The following is a 17,026-nucleotide window of genomic DNA, read 5'->3' as shown; positions in this document are numbered from 1 at the left end:
ATGCGTGCCGTCGCCCAGGCAGATCGTGAACCATGGAAATGCTTAGATCCATTCCGCTTGCGCGGTTCCAGAGCATGCGACGGCTTGCGCTCGGCGTCATCCTTGCGCTTGCCGCCGGCGTGCTCCTGTTCTGCGCCTCGCCGACGGGCTATCACGAGTTCCATGAGTATGTGGAGGCGATCGGCCTCGCGCTGATCGCGGCCGCCATCGTGGGGCGTGTGTGGTGCACGCTCTATATCGGCGGCCGAAAGGCGGCCGAGATCGTCGACCTCGGTCCCTATTCGATCACCCGCAATCCGCTTTATGTCTTCTCCGCGATCGGTGCGGCGGGCGTCGGCGCGCAGACCGGCAGCGCCGTGGTCGGGCTGGCTTTCGGGCTACTGACGGTGCTGGCTTTCCTCGTCGTCATCCGTCGCGAGGAAGCCCATCTGTCGGAGCATTTCGGCGCACAGTACGCCGCCTACTGCGCCCGGGTGCCGCGTTTCTGGCCCAAACTTGCCCTGTTCAAGGACTCCGAAACAGTGACAGCGCCGTCGAAGCGCGTTTACGCGACGCTGCTCGACGGTCTGGTCTTCGTCGCCGCGGTTCCGGTGTTCGAGGCGATCGAGCACCTGCAGGAGGCCAATGTCCTGCCTGTGCTGCTACGGGTGATATAGCGGGCAGCACGGCGCAACTGCGGCGAATCTGCCCTGTTGCACTTCGAAGGTCCCGTCTGTATAAGGCCGCGTTCCCAAAAACCGCCCGGCAGGGCATGCCGTGGCGGTTTTCGATGCTTTCCCGAGCCCTTGGTCGGTCGGGAAACAAGAAAAACGGCGCCGAGCGCGCCGGAAAAGGAGTAGAAGCAAAATGCCCAAGATGAAGACCAAGTCGGCCGCCAAGAAGCGGTTCAAGATCACCGGCACGGGCAAGGTTATGTCCGCCGCTGCCGGCAAGCGCCATGGCATGATCAAGCGTTCCAACAAGTTCATCCGCGATGCCCGCGGCACGATGGTTCTGGCTGAACCGGACGGCCGCAAGGTCATCAAGAATTTTCTGCCTAACGGCGGCGGCCTCTGAGCCGGGTTGGAAGCGACATTAAGGAGATCATGACATGCGCGTAAAGAGAGGCACAGTCGGCCACGCGAAGCATAAGAAGGTCCTGAAGGCCGCCAAAGGCTTCTATGGCCGTCGCAAGAACACCATTCGCATCGCCAAGCAGGCGGTCGAAAAGTCGATGCAGTACGCCTACCGCGACCGCAAGGCGCGCAAGCGTAACTTCCGCGCACTGTGGGTGCAGCGCATCAACGCCGCCGTCCGCGAGCACGGCCTGACCTACGCCCGCTTCATCGACGGCATCAACAAGGCGGGCATCGAGATCGACCGCAAGGTTCTGTCCGACATGGCGATCCATGAGCCGCAGGCCTTCGCCGCCGTCGTCGCACAGGCGAAGAAGGCGCTCGAGTACCTGAAGAACACCACCCCGAATGCGTTTGAGAAGGCAGTCGCTTAAAGACCAGCCGCTTCCCAAGCACTCGAAATTCTGATTTGGGAAACCCGCGCTGGCAGGGCTGGCGCGGGTTTTTCTTTGGCCGGTTGACAAGGCTGCCGTACAACCCCGGCGGCATCGAACGAAGCGGATGGGTCACGTGAACGAGAACGTCAGCAATATCGATACGCTGGAGGCCGCCGTGATGGCCGACATCGGCGCCGCGGGCGACGAGCAGGCCATCGAGGCCGTGCGGGTGGCCGCGCTCGGCAAGAAGGGTTCCGTCTCCGAGATGCTGAAGACGCTGGGCGCGATGACGCCCGAGGAGCGGCAGGTCAAGGGCCCGGCGATCAACGGCCTCAAGAACCGCGTCACCGAGGCGCTGGCGCTGCGCAAGACAGAGCTCAAGGATGTCGCCATCGCCGCGCGTCTGGCGGCGGAAAAGGTCGACGTCACGCTGCCGGTTCGGCAGTCGCCGGCCGAGCGCGGGCGCATCCACCCGATCAGCCAGGTGATCGACGAGATCGCTGCGATCTTCGGCGACCTCGGCTTCGCCATCGCGGAAGGGCCGGACATCGAGACCGACCACTACAATTTCACCGCGCTGAACTTTCCTGAAGGGCATCCGGCGCGCGAGATGCACGACACCTTCTTCTTCAACACGGCCGGCGACGGCCAGGCGCCGAAGCTTTTGCGCACCCACACCTCCCCGGTGCAGATCCGCACGATGGAGACGCAGAAGCCGCCGATCCGCATCGTCATCCCCGGAAAGACCTACCGGCAGGATTCCGACGCCACCCATTCGCCGATGTTCCACCAGGTCGAGGGGCTGGTGATCGACAAGACCGCCAACGTCGCCAACATGAAGTGGGTGCTCGAGGAGTTCTGCAAGGCGTTCTTCGAGGTGCCGAGCGTGAAGATGCGCTTCCGGCCGTCCTTCTTCCCGTTCACCGAGCCGAGCCTTGAGGTCGACATCCAGTGCGACCGCTCGCGGCCGGGCGAGGTGCGCTTCGGCGAGGGCAGCGACTGGATGGAGATCCTCGGCTGCGGCATGGTGCACCCGAACGTGCTGCGCCATGGCGGGCTCGACCCCGACGAGTACCAGGGTTTTGCCTGGGGCATGGGCATCGACCGCATCGCCATGCTGAAATACGGCATGCCGGACCTGCGCGCCTTCTTCGACGCGGATGTTCGGTGGCTGTCGCATTACGGCTTCCGCCCGCTCGACATGCCGACGCTGTTCGGAGGGCTGTCGAGCTAGATGCCGACGCTGCTGATATGGCAGGGTTACAAGTTCCGCTTCTACGCACTCGACGTGGACGAGCCGCCGCACGTGCACGTGGTCAAGGACGGCAAGTCTCTGAAGATATGGCTGCAAAACTTGGAGGTTGCGCAGAACAAGGGATACAATGATCGGGAAATTGCGCGCTTGCTCGCGGTCGTCGCCGAGCGCCGTGATGAATGGATAGGTGCCTGGAATGACTTCTTTGGCGTTTGAAACGGATGAAATGCGACCGATAAAGGCGTGGTGCACACGTGACGAAGTGCATGTCAGCCTGGCTGATGGTCGTTCTATTTCAACCCCTCTCTGGTGGTATCCATTCCTGGCGGGATTGGATCAAACCGGACTCAATGACATCGAACTGATGTACGAGGGGATCTGGTGGCGGAGGGTCGACGAGGGCATCTCCGTCAAGAGCATGTTTCTCGGAAGGAAGGCGCCGGGTGCTGTGCCACCGTCCGTCGCGGCCGAGTAGACGCAAGCCAGACCGATTCATGTCCACCGACCCCTACGCCTCCGCGCAGACCTTCTCGTTCGGCGACAGCCCGGCGATGGCCGACGGGCTGCTCGCCCTGGTGCTGGCCGGGACCAAGACCGCAACCTGCGGCGCGCTGCGCGACTTTCCCGAAGGGAGCCCGGAACGGCCGGTGGTGGGGCGGCGCGACGTGGTGCTGGACGGGCAGGGCCGGCGCGCGGCCGTGATCGAAACCGTCGAGGTGACGGTCCGGCGGTTCGACGAGATGGATGAAAAGTTCGCCCATGACGAGGGCGAGGGGCTGCGGACACTCGCCGAGTGGCGGGAGGGCCACCAGAGCTATTTCGAGCGGAACGGCGGTTTCTCGCCGGACATGGAACTTATCTGCGAGCGCTTCCGCCTGGTGGAAGTGCTGCCGCGAACGGAAACCGAAGAACGAGCCGTATCATGAAATTCACCCTCTCCTGGCTGAAAGACCATCTCGAGACCGACGCCTCGCTGGAGGAGATCGTCGAGCGTCTCACCTCGATCGGGCTCGAGGTCGAGTCGGTTGACGACAAGGCAGGCCTGAAGCCCTTCGTGATCGCCAAGGTGCTGACGGCCGCGCGCCATCCCGACGCCGACAAGCTGCAGGTGCTTGCGGTCGACACCGGCGACGGCAAGCCGATCCAGGTGGTTTGCGGCGCGCCCAACGCGCGCGCCGGCCTCGTCGGCGCCTTCGCTGCGCCCGGCACCTACGTTCCCGGCATCGACGTTACGCTGGCGGTGGGCAAGATCCGCGGCGTCGAGAGCCATGGGATGATGTGCTCGGAGCGCGAGCTGCAGCTGTCCGACGAACATACCGGCATCATCGACCTGCCGGCCGACGCTCCGGTGGGCACGAGTTTCGCGGCCTACGCCCATCTCGACGATCCGCTCATCGAGATCAACCTGACGCCGAACCGGCCAGATGCGACCAGCGTGCACGGCATCGCGCGCGATCTCGCGGCCTCCGGGCTAGGCAGGCTGAAGCACAACGCGATCATGCCGCACACCGGCGCGGGGCCGTGCCCCGTAAGAGTGTCGCTGGAGTTCGGCGGCACGCCAAAGCTCTGCCATGGCTTCGCGCTCCGGCTGGTGCGCGGGGTGAAGAACGGGCCGTCGCCGAAGTGGCTGCAGCAGCGCCTGCTGGCGATCGGGCTGCGCCCCATCAATGCGCTGGTCGACATCACAAACTACATCACTTTCGATCGCGGCCGGCCGCTGCACGTGTTCGACGCGGCCAAGGTGAAAGGCGATCTCGTGGTGCGCCGCGCCAAGGATGGCGAGAAGGTGCTGGCGCTCGACGGCCGCGAATACACGCTGACGCCCGAGATGTGCGTGATCGCCGACGACAACGGCGTCGAATCGATCGCCGGCATCATGGGCGGCGAGCATTCCGGCTGCGACGAAAACACCACCGACGTGCTGATCGAGTCGGCGCTTTGGGAGCCGCTCAACATCGCCCGCACCGGCCGCGCGCTCGGCATCATCACGGATGCGCGCTATCGCTTCGAGCGCGGCGTCGACCCGGAGTTCATGGTGCCGGGCGTCGAACTGGCGACCAAGATGGTGCTCGAACTTTGCGGCGGCGAGGCGAGTGAGAACGACGTGGTAGGCTATGCCGGCCACACGCCGAAGATCGTCACCTTCCCGCTGGCCGAGGTGAAGCGCCTGACGGGCCTCGACGTGCCCGCCGGCGAGAGCCTCGACATACTGACGCGGCTCGGCTTCGGCCCGGCCAGCACCGGCAGCGTCGTCGACGTGCTGGTGCCGTCCTGGCGCCCCGACGTCGAAGGCAAGGCGGACCTGGTCGAGGAAGTCATGCGCATACACGGGGTCGACAACATCGCGCCGCAGCCGCTCGGCAGCCACGATGCAGTCAACGGCAGGATCCTGACCACGCTGCAGATACGCACCCGCGCCGCCAAGCGGGCGCTTGCCGTGCGCGGCATGATGGAGGCGGTGACCTGGTCGTTCATCCCGGCCAGGCACGCCGAGCTGTTCGGCGGCGGCAAGCCGGAGCTGAAGCTCGCCAACCCGATCGCTGCCGACATGTCGGACATGCGTCCCTCGCTGTTGCCCGGCCTGATCGCGGCGGCGCAGCGCAATGCCGATCGCGGCTTCGGCGACGTGGCGCTGTTCGAGGTTTCAGGTACCTATGAGGGCGACGCGCCGAAAGCACAGCGCCGGGTAGCCGCGGGCGTACGGCGCGGTACGGCGAAGCTCGACGGTTCGGGCCGCAACTGGTCGGGCAACGCCCAGAACGTCGGCGTGTTCGACGCCAAGGCGGACGCGCTGGCGGCGCTGGAAGCCTGCGGCGCGCCGGTCGACCGGTTGCAGATCGAGGCCGGTGGTCCATCGTGGTATCATCCCGGACGTTCGGGCACCATCAAGCTCGGCCCGAAGGTCGTTCTGGGCACCTTCGGCGAGTTCCATCCGAAGGCGCTCGAAGTGCTGGACGTGTCGGGTCCGCTTTGCGGCTTCGAGGTGTTCGTGGACGCCGTTCCCGAGCCGAAGGCGAAGCCCACCAGGACCAAGCCGAAGCTGGATCTCTCCGCCTTCCAGGCCGTGAAGCGCGATTTTGCCTTCGTGGTCGACAGAGCGGTGGAGGCGGGGACGCTGACGCGCGCGGCGTTGGCGGCGGACAAGAAGCTGATCACCGGCGTGAACGTTTTCGATATCTTCGAAGGCGCTGCACTCGGCGACGGCAAGAAGTCGATCGCCATCGAGGTCTCGATCCAGCCGCTCGAGAAGACGCTGACCGACGAGGATTTCGAGGCGCTGGCCGGCAAGATCGTCGAGAACGTGAAGAAGCAGACCGGCGGAACGTTGCGCGGGTGAAGCCACCAGTCGCCTAAGGAACGCGCCCTACCTTCTCCCACAGGGGGAGAAGGAGGAATGCAACGGCTGGAATAGCCCGCGTCCGTCCGGCGTTTGTCGGAAGCGGCAATCCTGCCGCGCGGAGACGCGCGATGATCCGCAACACGAGTGCGGGCTACGGTTGGGGGGCGATCCTCCTCCACTGGGTAATCGCCCTGCTCTTCATCGGCGAGTTCGCCCTGGGCTGGACGATGGTCCGGCTCGAGAGCCAGCGCACCGCCTTCGAACTCATCCAGCTTCACAAGGCCTTCGGCTTCCTGCTGCTCGGGCTCGTCGTGCTGCGGCTCGGCTGGCGCGCCGCCAATACCCGTCCGGACCTTCCGCCGACGCTCGGATCGCTGGAGGCGATGGCCGCGCACGCTGCGCACTGGCTTCTCTACGTCGCCATGTTCGTGGCGCCGCTGACCGGGTGGGCGCTGGTTTCCGTGTCGGTGCTCGACATTCCGTCCATGCCGTTCGGGCTGTTCGTGGTGCCGAACCTGCCCATGCAGATGTCCGATGAGGCGGAGACGTTCTGGGCAGCGGCGCATGAGGTCCTCGCGTGGGGAGCGATCGCCATCGTGGCGCTGCATGCGCTTGCCGCCCTGCGCCACCATTTCTGGCTCAAGGATGACGTGCTGAAGCGCATGATCCGGCCCTAGCGTGGGAAAGGCCACAGAAGGGGCGGCTTCCTTCGGGCGAAGGTCGGGAGACGGACCGATGCTCGGACACGTTGCATGGGCCCCGCGTTTCTGGGCAAGATGCGCAAAAGATCCGGCGGCGGCAGAGGACGAAACGTCATGTCTCCCGAAGAACTGGCCGAAGTGAAAAGAGCCTTCATGCCGCCCGATATTCCGTACGGCGGCTTTCCGGTCCGGGTTGTTCCGCCGGGTGCGATCAAGCCGCCGCCTTCGACCACGGCCTCTCGCGAACGTGAAAATGCGCTCGCCAAGGACGCCATCTTCCTCCTCGAGCAGGTTGCGAAGGATTACGCGCGTCAGGTCGACCGGGTATGGAAACCGGAATTCAACAATGTCGTGGCGGCGTTCGCCACCGCGGTCGAACGCCGGAACAACACGCTGAAGATTGCCGAGGCGGAGCGGCAGGCACAGGCCAACTTCAACGCATTCATCTTCTCGCTGCTCACTGCCGGCGCCATGCGCTTCGTCGGCGCATATGTGCAATATGCCTTCGTGCCCAGCTTCAAGGTTCCAGTGTCCTACAAGTGGGACATGTCGAAAGGGGTCAGCGTCGTTCCGAAACTGCAGATCGAATACGGCGAGCGCTTCAGCAAGCTGCAGCAGTCGGCTTTCGGCGGGATCGCACAGGACATCGGCAACCGCGCGGCCACCCTGATCTTCCCGAAGCCGAAACAGGCCGAATACGAGCTCGCCTCCTGGTCGGGCGTCTTCAACCTCCAGACCGATCTGATGAAGTCGGTAGACGATGCCGCCAAGGTGGTTCTCGATCGCATTTCGGGATGGCAGACCTGGATGAACAACGAGCCGGAGTTCGGCGCCGCCTGGATGAGGATCGCGGACGGGAACATGGAGACCGCGCGGGCGCTCGTTCGCTCCCGCATCGAGGAACGCCGGAAGGACTGGGCCGGGAAGTGGGAGTTTTTCGGCAAGAGCCCGGTCGCGGTTTCCCGCAACCTTCTTGCCGATCATTACGAACGCTCGCTTTGGGCCGGCTACCTGGGCTTCCAGCTGGCCAACACGATGTTCTTCGACAATGTCGCCGAGAAGTCCGTGGTGAACCGCCTCAAGGACCTGAACGTGGTGTTTGCCGAGACCGACCAGGGCAAGCTCGACCAGGCCAACCGCATGATCGAGGGAGCTCCGCGCCCGTCGATGCGGATCAGCGGGGCGATCGACGACATCGACGAGTGGGGCGAGACCGAGATCTGGGTGTTCACCGAGCTGAAGAACGCGCCGCTGAAGTCCCAGCAGTTCCAGCCCGAGGCGAAGTGGCGCCAGCTGCCGGCGTTATAGCGAGAAGCGGCGTTGCCACATTTCTTAATGAGAAGTTAACTATTCTCGAGATGATCCGAGGGTGAAAAGCGGACGGCTGAGTCATCGCCGCGGGGAACCCCGGAGCGGCAAAAGAGCTTCAAAGTCATGACAAAGTGTTTCATGGTGATTCAATACGTGTCTGCCTGCCACATTGCTGCCCGTTGCTGGCCGCATTGATCGCCCCAATCCCCCCTAGGCGCTCTCCCTTGTTAACTTTTCAACGGAGAGGCCACAGTCGTGTTCAGAAAGACTGTCAGGACCGCCGGCGCAGCGCTGGTGGCAACTATCCTCGTGATGTCTGCAGCCAGTTCTGCATCCGCCCAATGCGGCCGCGCATCGTGGTACGCGCTCTATTCCAAGACCGCTTCGGGCGAGCGGATGAATCCCGCCGAGATGACCGCGGCCCACCGCAGCCTGCCGTTCGGCACCAAGGTGGCGGTGACCAACAAGCGCAACGGCAAGACGGTGGTGGTGCGCATCAATGACCGCGGCCCTTTCATCAAGGGGCGGGTGATCGACCTCTCGAAGGCTGCGGCCTCGAAGATCGGCATGGTCGGATCAGGCCATGCGCCTGTATGCATGGTCCGCCAGACCTGATCTGGCGTTGACCGTGGAGGGCCGCGCAGGCATACCGCGCGCCGGGCCGTCATCAGCAGGCAAACCTGCACGCGGCCGTCTCGGCCATCGCATCGGCAAGACCCAGTCCCCACTCCCGCAAGCAATAGCCGCGAAAGTCGAAGCAGGGCAGGCCCGGGCAGACCTCGAACTCGATCAGATGGACGGTGTCGTCAGCTTCGACCCTGAAATCCATCGAGAACACGTCGCGCAGGCCAAGCCCGCGCATGAGCTGCGAGGCGATCTCGCGGATCCTGCGGTCGGCCACGGGCTGGCTGCGGGCGACCGGGATCAGTTCGGGTTCGGCGTAGGTGTTGCTGGCCCGCGCCGCAGCTCCCGTATCCCCGTAGAGCGCCAGGCTGTCGGCCATGGTCTGGAAGTCGCCGCCGGAGTCCACGAAAAAGATGCCGAGCCTTTCCACGTCTGCCAGCGGGTCGACGGCAAGGAAGCTCGCCCGCACGTCGCGACCGGGCACATAGGGCTGCACGACCACGTCGTCGCGGTAGGCGGCAAAGACGCGGCGGCTCAGCGCTTCGGCCTCGGCGAGGTCCTGGCAGCGCGAATCCGGCCATATGCCGATCTTCGCGCCCAGACGGTTGGGCTTGACGAAATAGCCGAGCGGCGCCGGCGGCGGCGCGGGGATCCATGCGCCGTCGCGGCAGAGGCCGGCGTTCGGAACCGGCATGCCCAGCGCGCCGAGGACCGCCCCGGAACGGAACTTGTCCTGGCAAAGCGCGAAGACGGCATCGTCCGACCCGAGCACCGGGTGGCCGCCGAGGCGGGCGAGCGCCGGGATCGCGCTGCCGCGGAAATAGGCAATGCCGTCGGTGAGGGTCCAGACCAGGCAATGGCCCGGGTTGCGCGCCGCGAGAACCGAGCGGGCCGCATCCAGCTCGACCGGCACGAAGCGAATGCCCCGCCGGCCGCACGCGTCCGCAATGGCGTCGAACTCCGGAGCGAGGTCGGTCGACTGCGCGAGATATGACGCGATCTCGGCCGTGGCTGCGGCCGAGTAGCCCTCCGCGAGAAGCCGGGATTCGCACGCGGCGACCGGCTCGTAGGCGAGTATGAGTTCGGGGCGGGCCACGTTCCGCCCGTCAGGCGGGGAAAGCGGCGTCCCACGCGTCGGCAGCGGCGCGGGCCCGCTTGCCGACTTCGGCGGGCGCCATGCCGGGCGCAAAGAGGCTGGAGCCCAGGCCGAAGGTGCTGACGCCGACCTTTGCGTAGTCGGCAAAATCTTTCTCGGAGACGCCGCCGACCGCACCCACCAAGGCCTCCTTCGGCAGCACGGTCATGATGGCCGCGATCCCCTTCGGCCCGAGCGCGAAGGCGGGGAAGAATTTCAGCGCCGACGCGCCGAGCCTGACCGCGAGCAGCGCCTCGGTGGGCGTGAACACGCCGGGCATGGTGACCATGCCGAAGCCGGCGGCGGCCCGCATCACGTCCGCGTCGATGTTCGGGCTGACCAGCAGCCGGCCGCCTGCGGCGTCGAGCGAGCGCACATCGTCCGCTGTGAGCACGGTGCCCGCGCCGACCAGCGCCGAGGCAGGCAGGGCGCGCGCGATGGCCTCGATGGAGCGGAACGGATCCGGCGAGTTGAGCGGCACCTCGATCGCCTCGATGCCTGCCTCGAGGATCGCCTCGGCGGTGGCGACCGCGTTCTTGTGTTCAAGCCCGCGCAGGATCGCGACGAGACGGCGCTTCAATCTGGGAAACGGTGTACTGTTCACTATGCGCGCTCCGGCAACATTCCATTCATCCTGGCCGCCTGCACCAGCCCCGCGCGAACCGCCTCGTCGGCGTCGACGGTCTTGATGGCAAGGCCAGCCTTCTTCAGGGCAGCGGCATAGAGTGTCCCCAAAGCGCCCGATGCGACCAGGATCACCTCGTTGTCGCTGCCGAGATACCGCCGTTCTGCGCCTGCGATCTCGGCGCCCACCAGCAGGCCGGAGAGCCGCGCAGCGGCATCCTTCGGCTGCAACCCCTGCAGCAAGGTCGCGGCGCGGATGCCGAAAGTCAGGGAACTGACCCGGTCGGCGCCCTCGAGGCCCTGCTCGAGGCCGGTCATGAACGCGTCGTCATCCGCCGAAATGCCCTTGACGGAATCTCCGATCGAATGCGCCAGAATGCTGTGCCGGGCAAAAACATCGAACAGCTCGCCGGTCATCCAGGTGGTGAAGCCGGTGACGGAGCCGCCGTCGACGGCGACCCATTTGGAATGCGTTCCGGGCATGCAAACGATATGCCGTCCGGCGCCCAGGCTGCGGACCGCGCCGGCGATCTGCGTTTCCTCGCCGCGCATCACGTCCGGCGCCTCTTTGACGCGCTGGGCAAGGCCGGGGATGATCCTGACGCGCCGGGGCGCGTCGGGCGCATCGATCGCGCGCGAGAAGATCTCGTCCAGGGCGCAGGGCACGTCGGCGTAGGGCGCCTCGATCCAGCCCTGACGGGCGCCTGCCATGCCGCACACGATGGCCGGAAGATCGGCGGGGGCGGCGAGCTCGGACAGCATGCGCTCCAGGACGGTCGGGAAGCCGGCGGTGCGCGCCGTCTGCATTCCCTCGCCGCTGCGCCGCTCCGCAAGCGCCGCGCCGCCGCGGTCGAGCAGCCAGACGCGAAGGCTGGACGTGCCCCAATCGACCGCGGCTACAGCCGGGGCGCCGGGTTTTGTCACAGGAAACCTCCATCGACGATGAGCGTCTGGGCGGTGAGCATACGCGATCCGTCGGACGCAAGGAACAGGCAGACGCCGACCATGTCGTCCGGCTTCATGACGTCCTTGATGCACTGCTTGGCGACGTGCGCCTTGAGCCCTTCGTCGGTGACCCAGAGCGCCTGCTGCCGCTCGGTGATCACCCAGCCCGGCGCAACCGCGTTGACCCGGATGTTGTGCCTGCCGAGGTCGCCCGCCAGCCCCTTGGTAAGGCCGATGATGCCGGCCTTGGCCGCCGTATAGGACGGCATGTCGGGATGATTGATCAGGAACGACGTGGAGGTGAAGTTGATGATCGAGCCGCCGCCCGCCTCCTTCATGCCCGGCGCGACCGCCTGCGCGGTGAAGAGATGCGGCCGGAGATTGATGGCCTGGTTGTTCTCCCAGTATTCGGGCGTGACATCGGCCAGTTGATGGCGGTCGTCCAAGGCGGCGTTGTTGATCAGCACGGTCACTGGCCCGTGCGCCTCCGAGGCCTTGGCGGCGGCCGCCCGCAGCGCGTCGATGTCGCGCAGGTCGGCCCTGATGTAGAGCGGCCGCGCGCCTGCGTCTGTCTCCAGCCGGTCGCACAGGGCGCTGCTCGGCTCGTCGGCGATGTCGATGAAGGCCACCTTGCTGCCCTGCCGGATGAAGCCCTCGGTCAGCGCCGCGCCTATGCCGGAGCCGCCGCCGGTGATGAGCACCGAGCGGCCTGCAAGATCAGGATACTGCGCCGATGACGCCATGGACTTTCTCCGGTTCGGGCAAAGTCTATCCACGACATCCGCAGCAAAGACAAGCGAGGGAGGTCTGGTGCGTTCTATCGCGCGGCGGCCATCCGCCTGTCGACGCGCGCGGTTTCGCGAAGATAGCTGAGCGTCGCCTCGGCGTCGACCGGCCGCCCGAACCGGAAGCCCTGGCCGCCGCGGCAGCCGAACTGGGTCAGCCGCTGCGCCTGGGCTTCGGTTTCGATGCCTTCCGCGACGACATCCATGCCGAGCCCCTGGCACATGGCGAGGATGGCCTTGATGATGTGCTCGGACGGGCGGTCCTCGAGGATCGAGGAGACGAAGGCGCGGTCGATCTTGATCTTGTCGAAGCGTACGTCGCGCAGGCGTCCGAGCGAGGACTGGCCGGTGCCGAAGTCATCGAGGGAGATCTTGATGCCGCAAAGCCTGAGCTCGTTCATGATCTTCTCGGCCGAGGCCGGGTCGGTCATCAGGCCCGTCTCGGTGATCTCGATCTCCAGCCGGCGCGGATCGAAGCCGGATTTGTCGAGAATGGAGAGAATGTGCAGGCCGGTGTTCTGGTCGACCAGCTGCGACGGCGACAAATTGAAGGACAGGAAGAGGTCTTCCGGCCAGCTGCGGGCGGCCTCGGTGGCTTTCCGCAGCACCAGCTGCGAAAGCGCCCCGATGATGCCGCGCTCCTCCGCGATGGGGATGAAAACGGCCGGCGAAACAATGCCGAGGTCCGGATCGGTCCAGCGGGCCAGCGTCTCGAAGCCCATGGTCCGGCGGCTCGTGAGGTCGACGATCGGCTGGAAGTGGGCTTGCACCTCGCCTGCGGCGATTGCGCGCCGCAGCGCCTGCTCGACACGCGTGGCTTGCTGCGTGGCAGCCTCGATCTCGCCGGAGTAGACGACGACGCGCCGGCGTCCGGCGCGCTTGGCGTGGTAGAGCGCCGTCTCCGACTTGTTCATCAGCACGGAAGCGGAATCGTCGCCGGACGAGAACAGCGAGCACCCCACCGAAGCCGACAGCCGCGCCATGCGCTCGCCGACATCGTAAGGGGCCGACAGGATCTCGATCAGGGTGTGCGCCTTCTCCAGCGCGGCTTCCTCGCTGAAGACGAGCGGATAGAGAAATGCAAACTCGTCCGCGCCGATCCGGGCCACCGTGCATTGCGCGTCCATGGAGGCCCGCAGTCGCATGGCGACCTGGATCAGGATGTCGTCGCCCGCCTTGCGGCCGAACAGGTCGTTGATCGGCTTGAAGCCGTCGAGGTCGATGATGCCGACGGTGAAGGGCGCCGGATCGTCTGCGCGCTCGGCGATCAGGCGTTCAATCTTGTCGTTGAACCGACGGCCGTTCCCCAGGCCCGTCAGCGGGTCGGTAAATGCCAGGTCGGCGTGATCTCCCCCCCGGCGCATTTCGTAGCTCTTCAGCGGCAAGCCCATTGATCTTTCTTCTATTTTCGGCTTGCCGGCGACATTTGCACAAAACCCTTTCGGAAAAGTATCGCCGCTACCGGCTTGCCGGCGAAAGAACCCGATAGATCTCGATCGTATGTCCCCTGGTCTCGGGATCGAGCGCCAGCCAGGACGGCACGCGCTCCGCCATGAGGTCGGCCATCAGGCCGTCCGGCGATCGCTGCGTGAAATTGCGGTTCTCGGCGTTGCCGCGGCACAGGGCGACGTGGTCGATGCCCTGGCTCCGCACGACTGCCTCCGCGTCGTCGGTCTTGGCGAGGAATGCGTCGATCATGGCGAGATTGCCGGCGACGTTGCGGTGATACGGGCCGGCCAGCACCCGATGGGGCGTGTTGGCGAGGATAGGCGCGCCGAGGTCGGAAACGGCAAGCACGGCGCCGGCCGGCAGGGAGGCGAGTTCCGTGAAACCAGCATCTGCGGAGCATTCATCGGCGCTCGACGCCATGCCGACCACCGCTGCCCGCGCGCTCAGCGCACCGCCCGCCGCGCTCCACAGAAGGTTGAAGGAGGCGAGCCACACGGCGACCAGCGCCACTGACCTCGCCGGGGATGGGCTCACGGCGATGCGTTCGCGCAGCCCGCCGAGGCCAAGGGCCAGAGCGCCTGTCGCGAGCGGTATGGAGAAGGAGGAGCCGCGCACCTGCCAGCAGCTGACCAGGAAGGTTGCCAGCAGGAAGCCGCCATAGATGAGCTTTGCGCGCGTGACCCCGTGCCGGCCGAGATGGATGGCGAGGAAGCCGAGCGCGATCGCGGGCGTGACGAAATAGGCGAGCAGCTTCGTCCAGTCGGCTCTTGCGAGGTCGATGACCGACTGCGCCTCGGCGACATAGTCGAGCCAGAGTGAGCGCAGCCGCGGGTCTATCGCCGCGTAGGGATCGCCGAGGCATTGCGGGAAGGCGAAGCGGGCTACGGCGAGGAACGTCGCGGAAAGCGCGAAGAGACCCAGAAGCCGCCGGCCGAACGTCGAGTTCGTGGCCGGGCTGAGTGCGACCAGCGCAAGGCCGATACCGCCGAACGCCGCAAGCGCCAGTTGCACGTTCGACATGGCGTCGCATTCGGGGACGGACCAGTTCGCCGGCCCGACGGTGATGAGGAAGGCGGCGAAGGTGGCGGCCGCGAAGCTGAGGCCGAAGCTGGCGGCGCCTCTCGCCTCCCTCTCGTCGCCGAAGAGGAAGGCCAGCGCCGCGGCTGCGCCGCCGACCGCGACGTAGGGGGCAGTCTCCATGCCGATCGCAAGCATCACGGCCGCGGCGACGCCTGCGAGGGCGGGAAACCGCCGCTTGCCCGGTGACTTCACCAGGAACGCGAGCATGGCGACCGTCAGTGCGATCTGTGCGTTGTGATGATCGATCGAACCCGGGCGATAGATGCCGACGAAGTAGAGCGCGCCTGCGCCCAGCGTCGCCGTCGGAAGCACCGTGTGATCGCCGCCGAGGCTGCGCGCAATCTGGATGAGCCCGAACAGCGTTCCCGCCATCAGCAGCAGCGGCCAGAGGGTGAGCGCGATCCCTTCGGAGAGCTCGACGCCGGCTCCGAGCGCCGAGGCGAGGAGCGCGATGCCGGCCAGAGGAGCATCGATGAGGCGCGACCAGTGCATGACGAAGCCGCCTTCGGGGCCCATGCGATACTGGTGGAGGTCGAACCATGCCTGTCCGCCGAGCAGATCGCGCACTTCGACCAGGCGCAGCAGGCTGTCATTGTCGCCGCCGGGGCTGGAAAGCGTCGGGAACCCGGCCGCCGCATAGGTGGCGAAGATGAAAATGGAAATACCAAGGGCCAAACCGAGATCGCCGAGACCCGTCGACAGATGGAGGGGCCGCCTCGCGGCGCTTTCGGCAGTGACAGCTGTCATGAAGTGGTCCGCGCCCAAACAATCGGGCCTAAACCTAGCCTTAACGGCTTCAATAAATAGTAAAGCGCGCGGGCTCCGGTGCGGAGCCAAACGAGCCCCGGAGTTCGGAATGAGCGCGATGCCCAAGGCGGAACCATCCATCGCCGTCCTGTTGCCCTGCTACAATGAAGAGACGACGATCGCAGACGTGGTGGGGCGTTTCCGGGAGGCGCTGCCTTCAGCCGCAATCTACGTCTACGACAACAATTCGAGCGACCTGACGGCGCTTCGGGCGCGGGCGGCGGGAGCGATCGTGGTGCGCGAGCCGCGGCAGGGCAAGGGCAATGTCGTCAGGCGCATGTTCGCCGACGTCGAGGCCGAGATCTACCTGATGGCCGACGGCGATGGCACCTACGCGCCGGAAGATGCGCCGCAGCTGATCAACACGCTGGTCACCGAGCGTGCGGACATGGTCGTCGGCACGCGACGCGGCGTCACCGACGATGCGGGCCGCGCCGGCCATGCGGTGGGGAACCTGCTGTTCAACGGGTTGTACAAGCGGCTGTTCGGCCGCGATTTCACCGACATCTTCTCCGGCTACAGGGTCTTCACGCGCCGTTTCGTCAAGAGCTTCCCGGCGGTGTCCGGCGGCTTCGAGATCGAGACGGAAATGTCGGTCCATGCCTCGCAGCTCAAGCTGCCGGTGAGCGAGATCGCGCTCGACTACGGGCGGCGGCCGGAAGGCTCCTCATCGAAGCTGTCGACCTATCGCGACGGCGCGAAGATCCTCTGGATGTTCGCGATGCTCCTGAAGGAAACGCAGCCGATGCGCTTCTTCGGCATGCTGGCCGGGCTCGTGCTTGCCGTATCGCTGGGCTTCATGACGCCGGTGCTGATCGAATATGCCCAGACCGGCCTGGTGCCCAGGATGCCCACCTGGATGCTGTCGATCGCCCTCCTGCTCCTGTCGATGCTGCTGATGACGACCGGCCTGATCCTGGACTCCGTGTCGCGCGGCCGCGCCGAGCAGAAACGCATCTTCTACCTCAGCATCCCGCTGGTCCGGTCCGACCGACGCAACGTGACCGCGATCGACGAGGCGGCCGGGGCTGATGCCCGCCGGCCGTCGCGCGCCGCGTGAGGCGGATCGCAGCGTTCCTGTTCACAGGCGGCATCGGGTTCCTGGCCGATGCCGGTGCGCTGACGCTGATCCTTTCGCTGAGCCCGCTCGACCCATTCCTTGCCCGCATCCTGTCGATCGCCTTCGCCCTGGCGGTGACCTGGATGCTCAACAGGACGCTGACATGGGGGCCGAGCGACCGCCCGGCGCCGATCGAGGGCGCGCGCTACGGCGGGGTTGGCGTCGCCACGAGCGCCATCAACTACGCAACCTATTCCGCCCTGTTGCTGGCGGTTCCGGACATGCCGCCGCTGGCCGCCCTCGCCACCGCCTCGCTGGTGGCGATGTGCTTTTCCTATCTCGGCTATTCACGCTTCGTCTTCGACCGTCTGCAGGGTCCCGGCCGCCGGCATTGACCGGACGGCATCGCAGGCGATGG

The 17,026-nt window shown here is 66.0% G+C and carries 19 protein-coding genes; 13 read left to right on the top strand and 6 right to left on the bottom strand.

The window, feature by feature from the left end; genetic code table 11:
- The first annotated feature begins 38 nt into the window (after positions 1–38).
- The 11 genes from PD284_RS02750 to PD284_RS02700 all read left to right on the top strand — a co-directional run bounded on the left by PD284_RS02750 (position 39) and on the right by PD284_RS02700 (position 8,714).
- On the top strand, positions 39–656 hold the full coding sequence (locus PD284_RS02750; protein ID WP_411956169.1) for a methyltransferase family protein: 618 nt from the start codon (positions 39–41) through the stop codon (positions 654–656).
- 190 nt (positions 657–846) lie between these two features.
- Positions 847–1,056, top strand: coding sequence for a 50S ribosomal protein L35 (gene rpmI / locus PD284_RS02745; RefSeq protein WP_274626697.1), 210 nt, complete (start codon positions 847–849; stop codon positions 1,054–1,056).
- A 34-nt stretch (positions 1,057–1,090) separates the two neighbouring features.
- Complete coding sequence (gene rplT / locus PD284_RS02740; protein ID WP_274626696.1) at positions 1,091–1,489, top strand: 50S ribosomal protein L20; 399 nt, start codon at positions 1,091–1,093, stop codon at positions 1,487–1,489.
- A 181-nt stretch (positions 1,490–1,670) separates the two neighbouring features.
- A complete protein-coding gene (gene pheS, locus PD284_RS02735) occupies positions 1,671–2,726 on the top strand; it encodes a phenylalanine--tRNA ligase subunit alpha (protein WP_274630523.1) in 1,056 nt (351 codons plus the stop codon).
- A complete protein-coding gene (locus tag PD284_RS02730; RefSeq protein ID WP_274626695.1) occupies positions 2,727–2,963 on the top strand; it encodes a DUF4160 domain-containing protein in 237 nt (78 codons plus the stop codon).
- Complete coding sequence (locus PD284_RS02725; RefSeq protein ID WP_274626694.1) at positions 2,944–3,222, top strand: DUF2442 domain-containing protein; 279 nt, start codon at positions 2,944–2,946, stop codon at positions 3,220–3,222. The genes PD284_RS02730 and PD284_RS02725 overlap by 20 nt, the downstream gene beginning before the upstream one ends.
- A 19-nt stretch (positions 3,223–3,241) precedes the next feature.
- Entirely contained in the window at positions 3,242–3,673 is a 432-nt protein-coding gene (locus PD284_RS02720) for an ASCH domain-containing protein (protein ID WP_274626693.1), read from the top strand.
- Complete coding sequence (pheT, locus tag PD284_RS02715; RefSeq protein WP_274626692.1) at positions 3,670–6,084, top strand: phenylalanine--tRNA ligase subunit beta; 2,415 nt, start codon at positions 3,670–3,672, stop codon at positions 6,082–6,084. Before PD284_RS02720 ends, pheT begins: the two co-directional genes overlap by 4 nt.
- A gap of 131 nt (positions 6,085–6,215) precedes the next feature.
- Positions 6,216–6,764 carry a cytochrome b gene (locus tag PD284_RS02710; protein WP_274626691.1) on the top strand — a complete coding sequence of 183 codons (549 nt, stop codon included), beginning with the start codon at positions 6,216–6,218 and terminating at the stop codon, positions 6,762–6,764.
- A 138-nt stretch (positions 6,765–6,902) separates the two neighbouring features.
- Complete coding sequence (locus PD284_RS02705; RefSeq protein ID WP_274626690.1) at positions 6,903–8,096, top strand: hypothetical protein; 1,194 nt, start codon at positions 6,903–6,905, stop codon at positions 8,094–8,096.
- A 315-nt stretch (positions 8,097–8,411) separates the two neighbouring features.
- On the top strand, positions 8,412–8,714 hold the full coding sequence (locus PD284_RS02700) for a septal ring lytic transglycosylase RlpA family protein (RefSeq protein ID WP_274630522.1): 303 nt from the start codon (positions 8,412–8,414) through the stop codon (positions 8,712–8,714).
- Between the two features lie 52 nt (positions 8,715–8,766).
- Here the strand turns inward: PD284_RS02700 and PD284_RS02695 are convergent, their stop codons facing one another.
- From PD284_RS02695 to PD284_RS02670, 6 genes are all read right to left on the bottom strand, one after another.
- Complete coding sequence (locus PD284_RS02695; RefSeq protein ID WP_274626689.1) at positions 8,767–9,819, bottom strand: D-alanine--D-alanine ligase family protein; 1,053 nt, start codon at positions 9,817–9,819, stop codon at positions 8,767–8,769.
- A gap of 10 nt (positions 9,820–9,829) precedes the next feature.
- Positions 9,830–10,465 carry a 2-dehydro-3-deoxy-6-phosphogalactonate aldolase gene (locus PD284_RS02690; RefSeq protein ID WP_274630521.1) on the bottom strand — a complete coding sequence of 212 codons (636 nt, stop codon included), beginning with the start codon at positions 10,463–10,465 and terminating at the stop codon, positions 9,830–9,832.
- Positions 10,462–11,406: a 2-dehydro-3-deoxygalactonokinase gene (locus PD284_RS02685; protein WP_274626688.1), complete on the bottom strand. Its 945-nt coding sequence runs from the start codon at positions 11,404–11,406 to the stop codon at positions 10,462–10,464. Before PD284_RS02685 ends, PD284_RS02690 begins: the two co-directional genes overlap by 4 nt.
- On the bottom strand, positions 11,403–12,170 hold the full coding sequence (locus tag PD284_RS02680) for an SDR family NAD(P)-dependent oxidoreductase (RefSeq protein ID WP_274626687.1): 768 nt from the start codon (positions 12,168–12,170) through the stop codon (positions 11,403–11,405). The genes PD284_RS02685 and PD284_RS02680 overlap by 4 nt, the downstream gene beginning before the upstream one ends.
- Positions 12,171–12,244: 74 nt before the next feature.
- On the bottom strand, positions 12,245–13,603 hold the full coding sequence (locus tag PD284_RS02675) for a putative bifunctional diguanylate cyclase/phosphodiesterase (protein ID WP_274626686.1): 1,359 nt from the start codon (positions 13,601–13,603) through the stop codon (positions 12,245–12,247).
- Positions 13,604–13,670: 67 nt separating this feature from the next.
- Entirely contained in the window at positions 13,671–15,488 is a 1,818-nt protein-coding gene (locus PD284_RS02670; protein WP_274626685.1) for a GtrA family protein, read from the bottom strand.
- A gap of 109 nt (positions 15,489–15,597) precedes the next feature.
- Between PD284_RS02670 and PD284_RS02665 the strand changes: the two genes are divergently transcribed.
- Both PD284_RS02665 and PD284_RS02660 read left to right on the top strand, forming a co-directional pair.
- On the top strand, positions 15,598–16,608 hold the full coding sequence (locus PD284_RS02665; RefSeq protein WP_411956168.1) for a glycosyltransferase: 1,011 nt from the start codon (positions 15,598–15,600) through the stop codon (positions 16,606–16,608).
- Positions 16,605–17,003: a GtrA family protein gene (locus PD284_RS02660; RefSeq protein ID WP_274626684.1), complete on the top strand. Its 399-nt coding sequence runs from the start codon at positions 16,605–16,607 to the stop codon at positions 17,001–17,003. The genes PD284_RS02665 and PD284_RS02660 overlap by 4 nt, the downstream gene beginning before the upstream one ends.
- The last annotated feature ends 23 nt before the right edge of the window (positions 17,004–17,026 follow it).

This window comes from Mesorhizobium shangrilense (assembly GCF_028826155.1).
Taxonomy (GTDB): Bacteria; Pseudomonadota; Alphaproteobacteria; order Rhizobiales; family Rhizobiaceae; genus Arvimicrobium; species Arvimicrobium flavum.
Note: the sequence above shows the minus strand (reverse complement) of the source record. Positions and strands in the feature narration are given on the sequence as shown.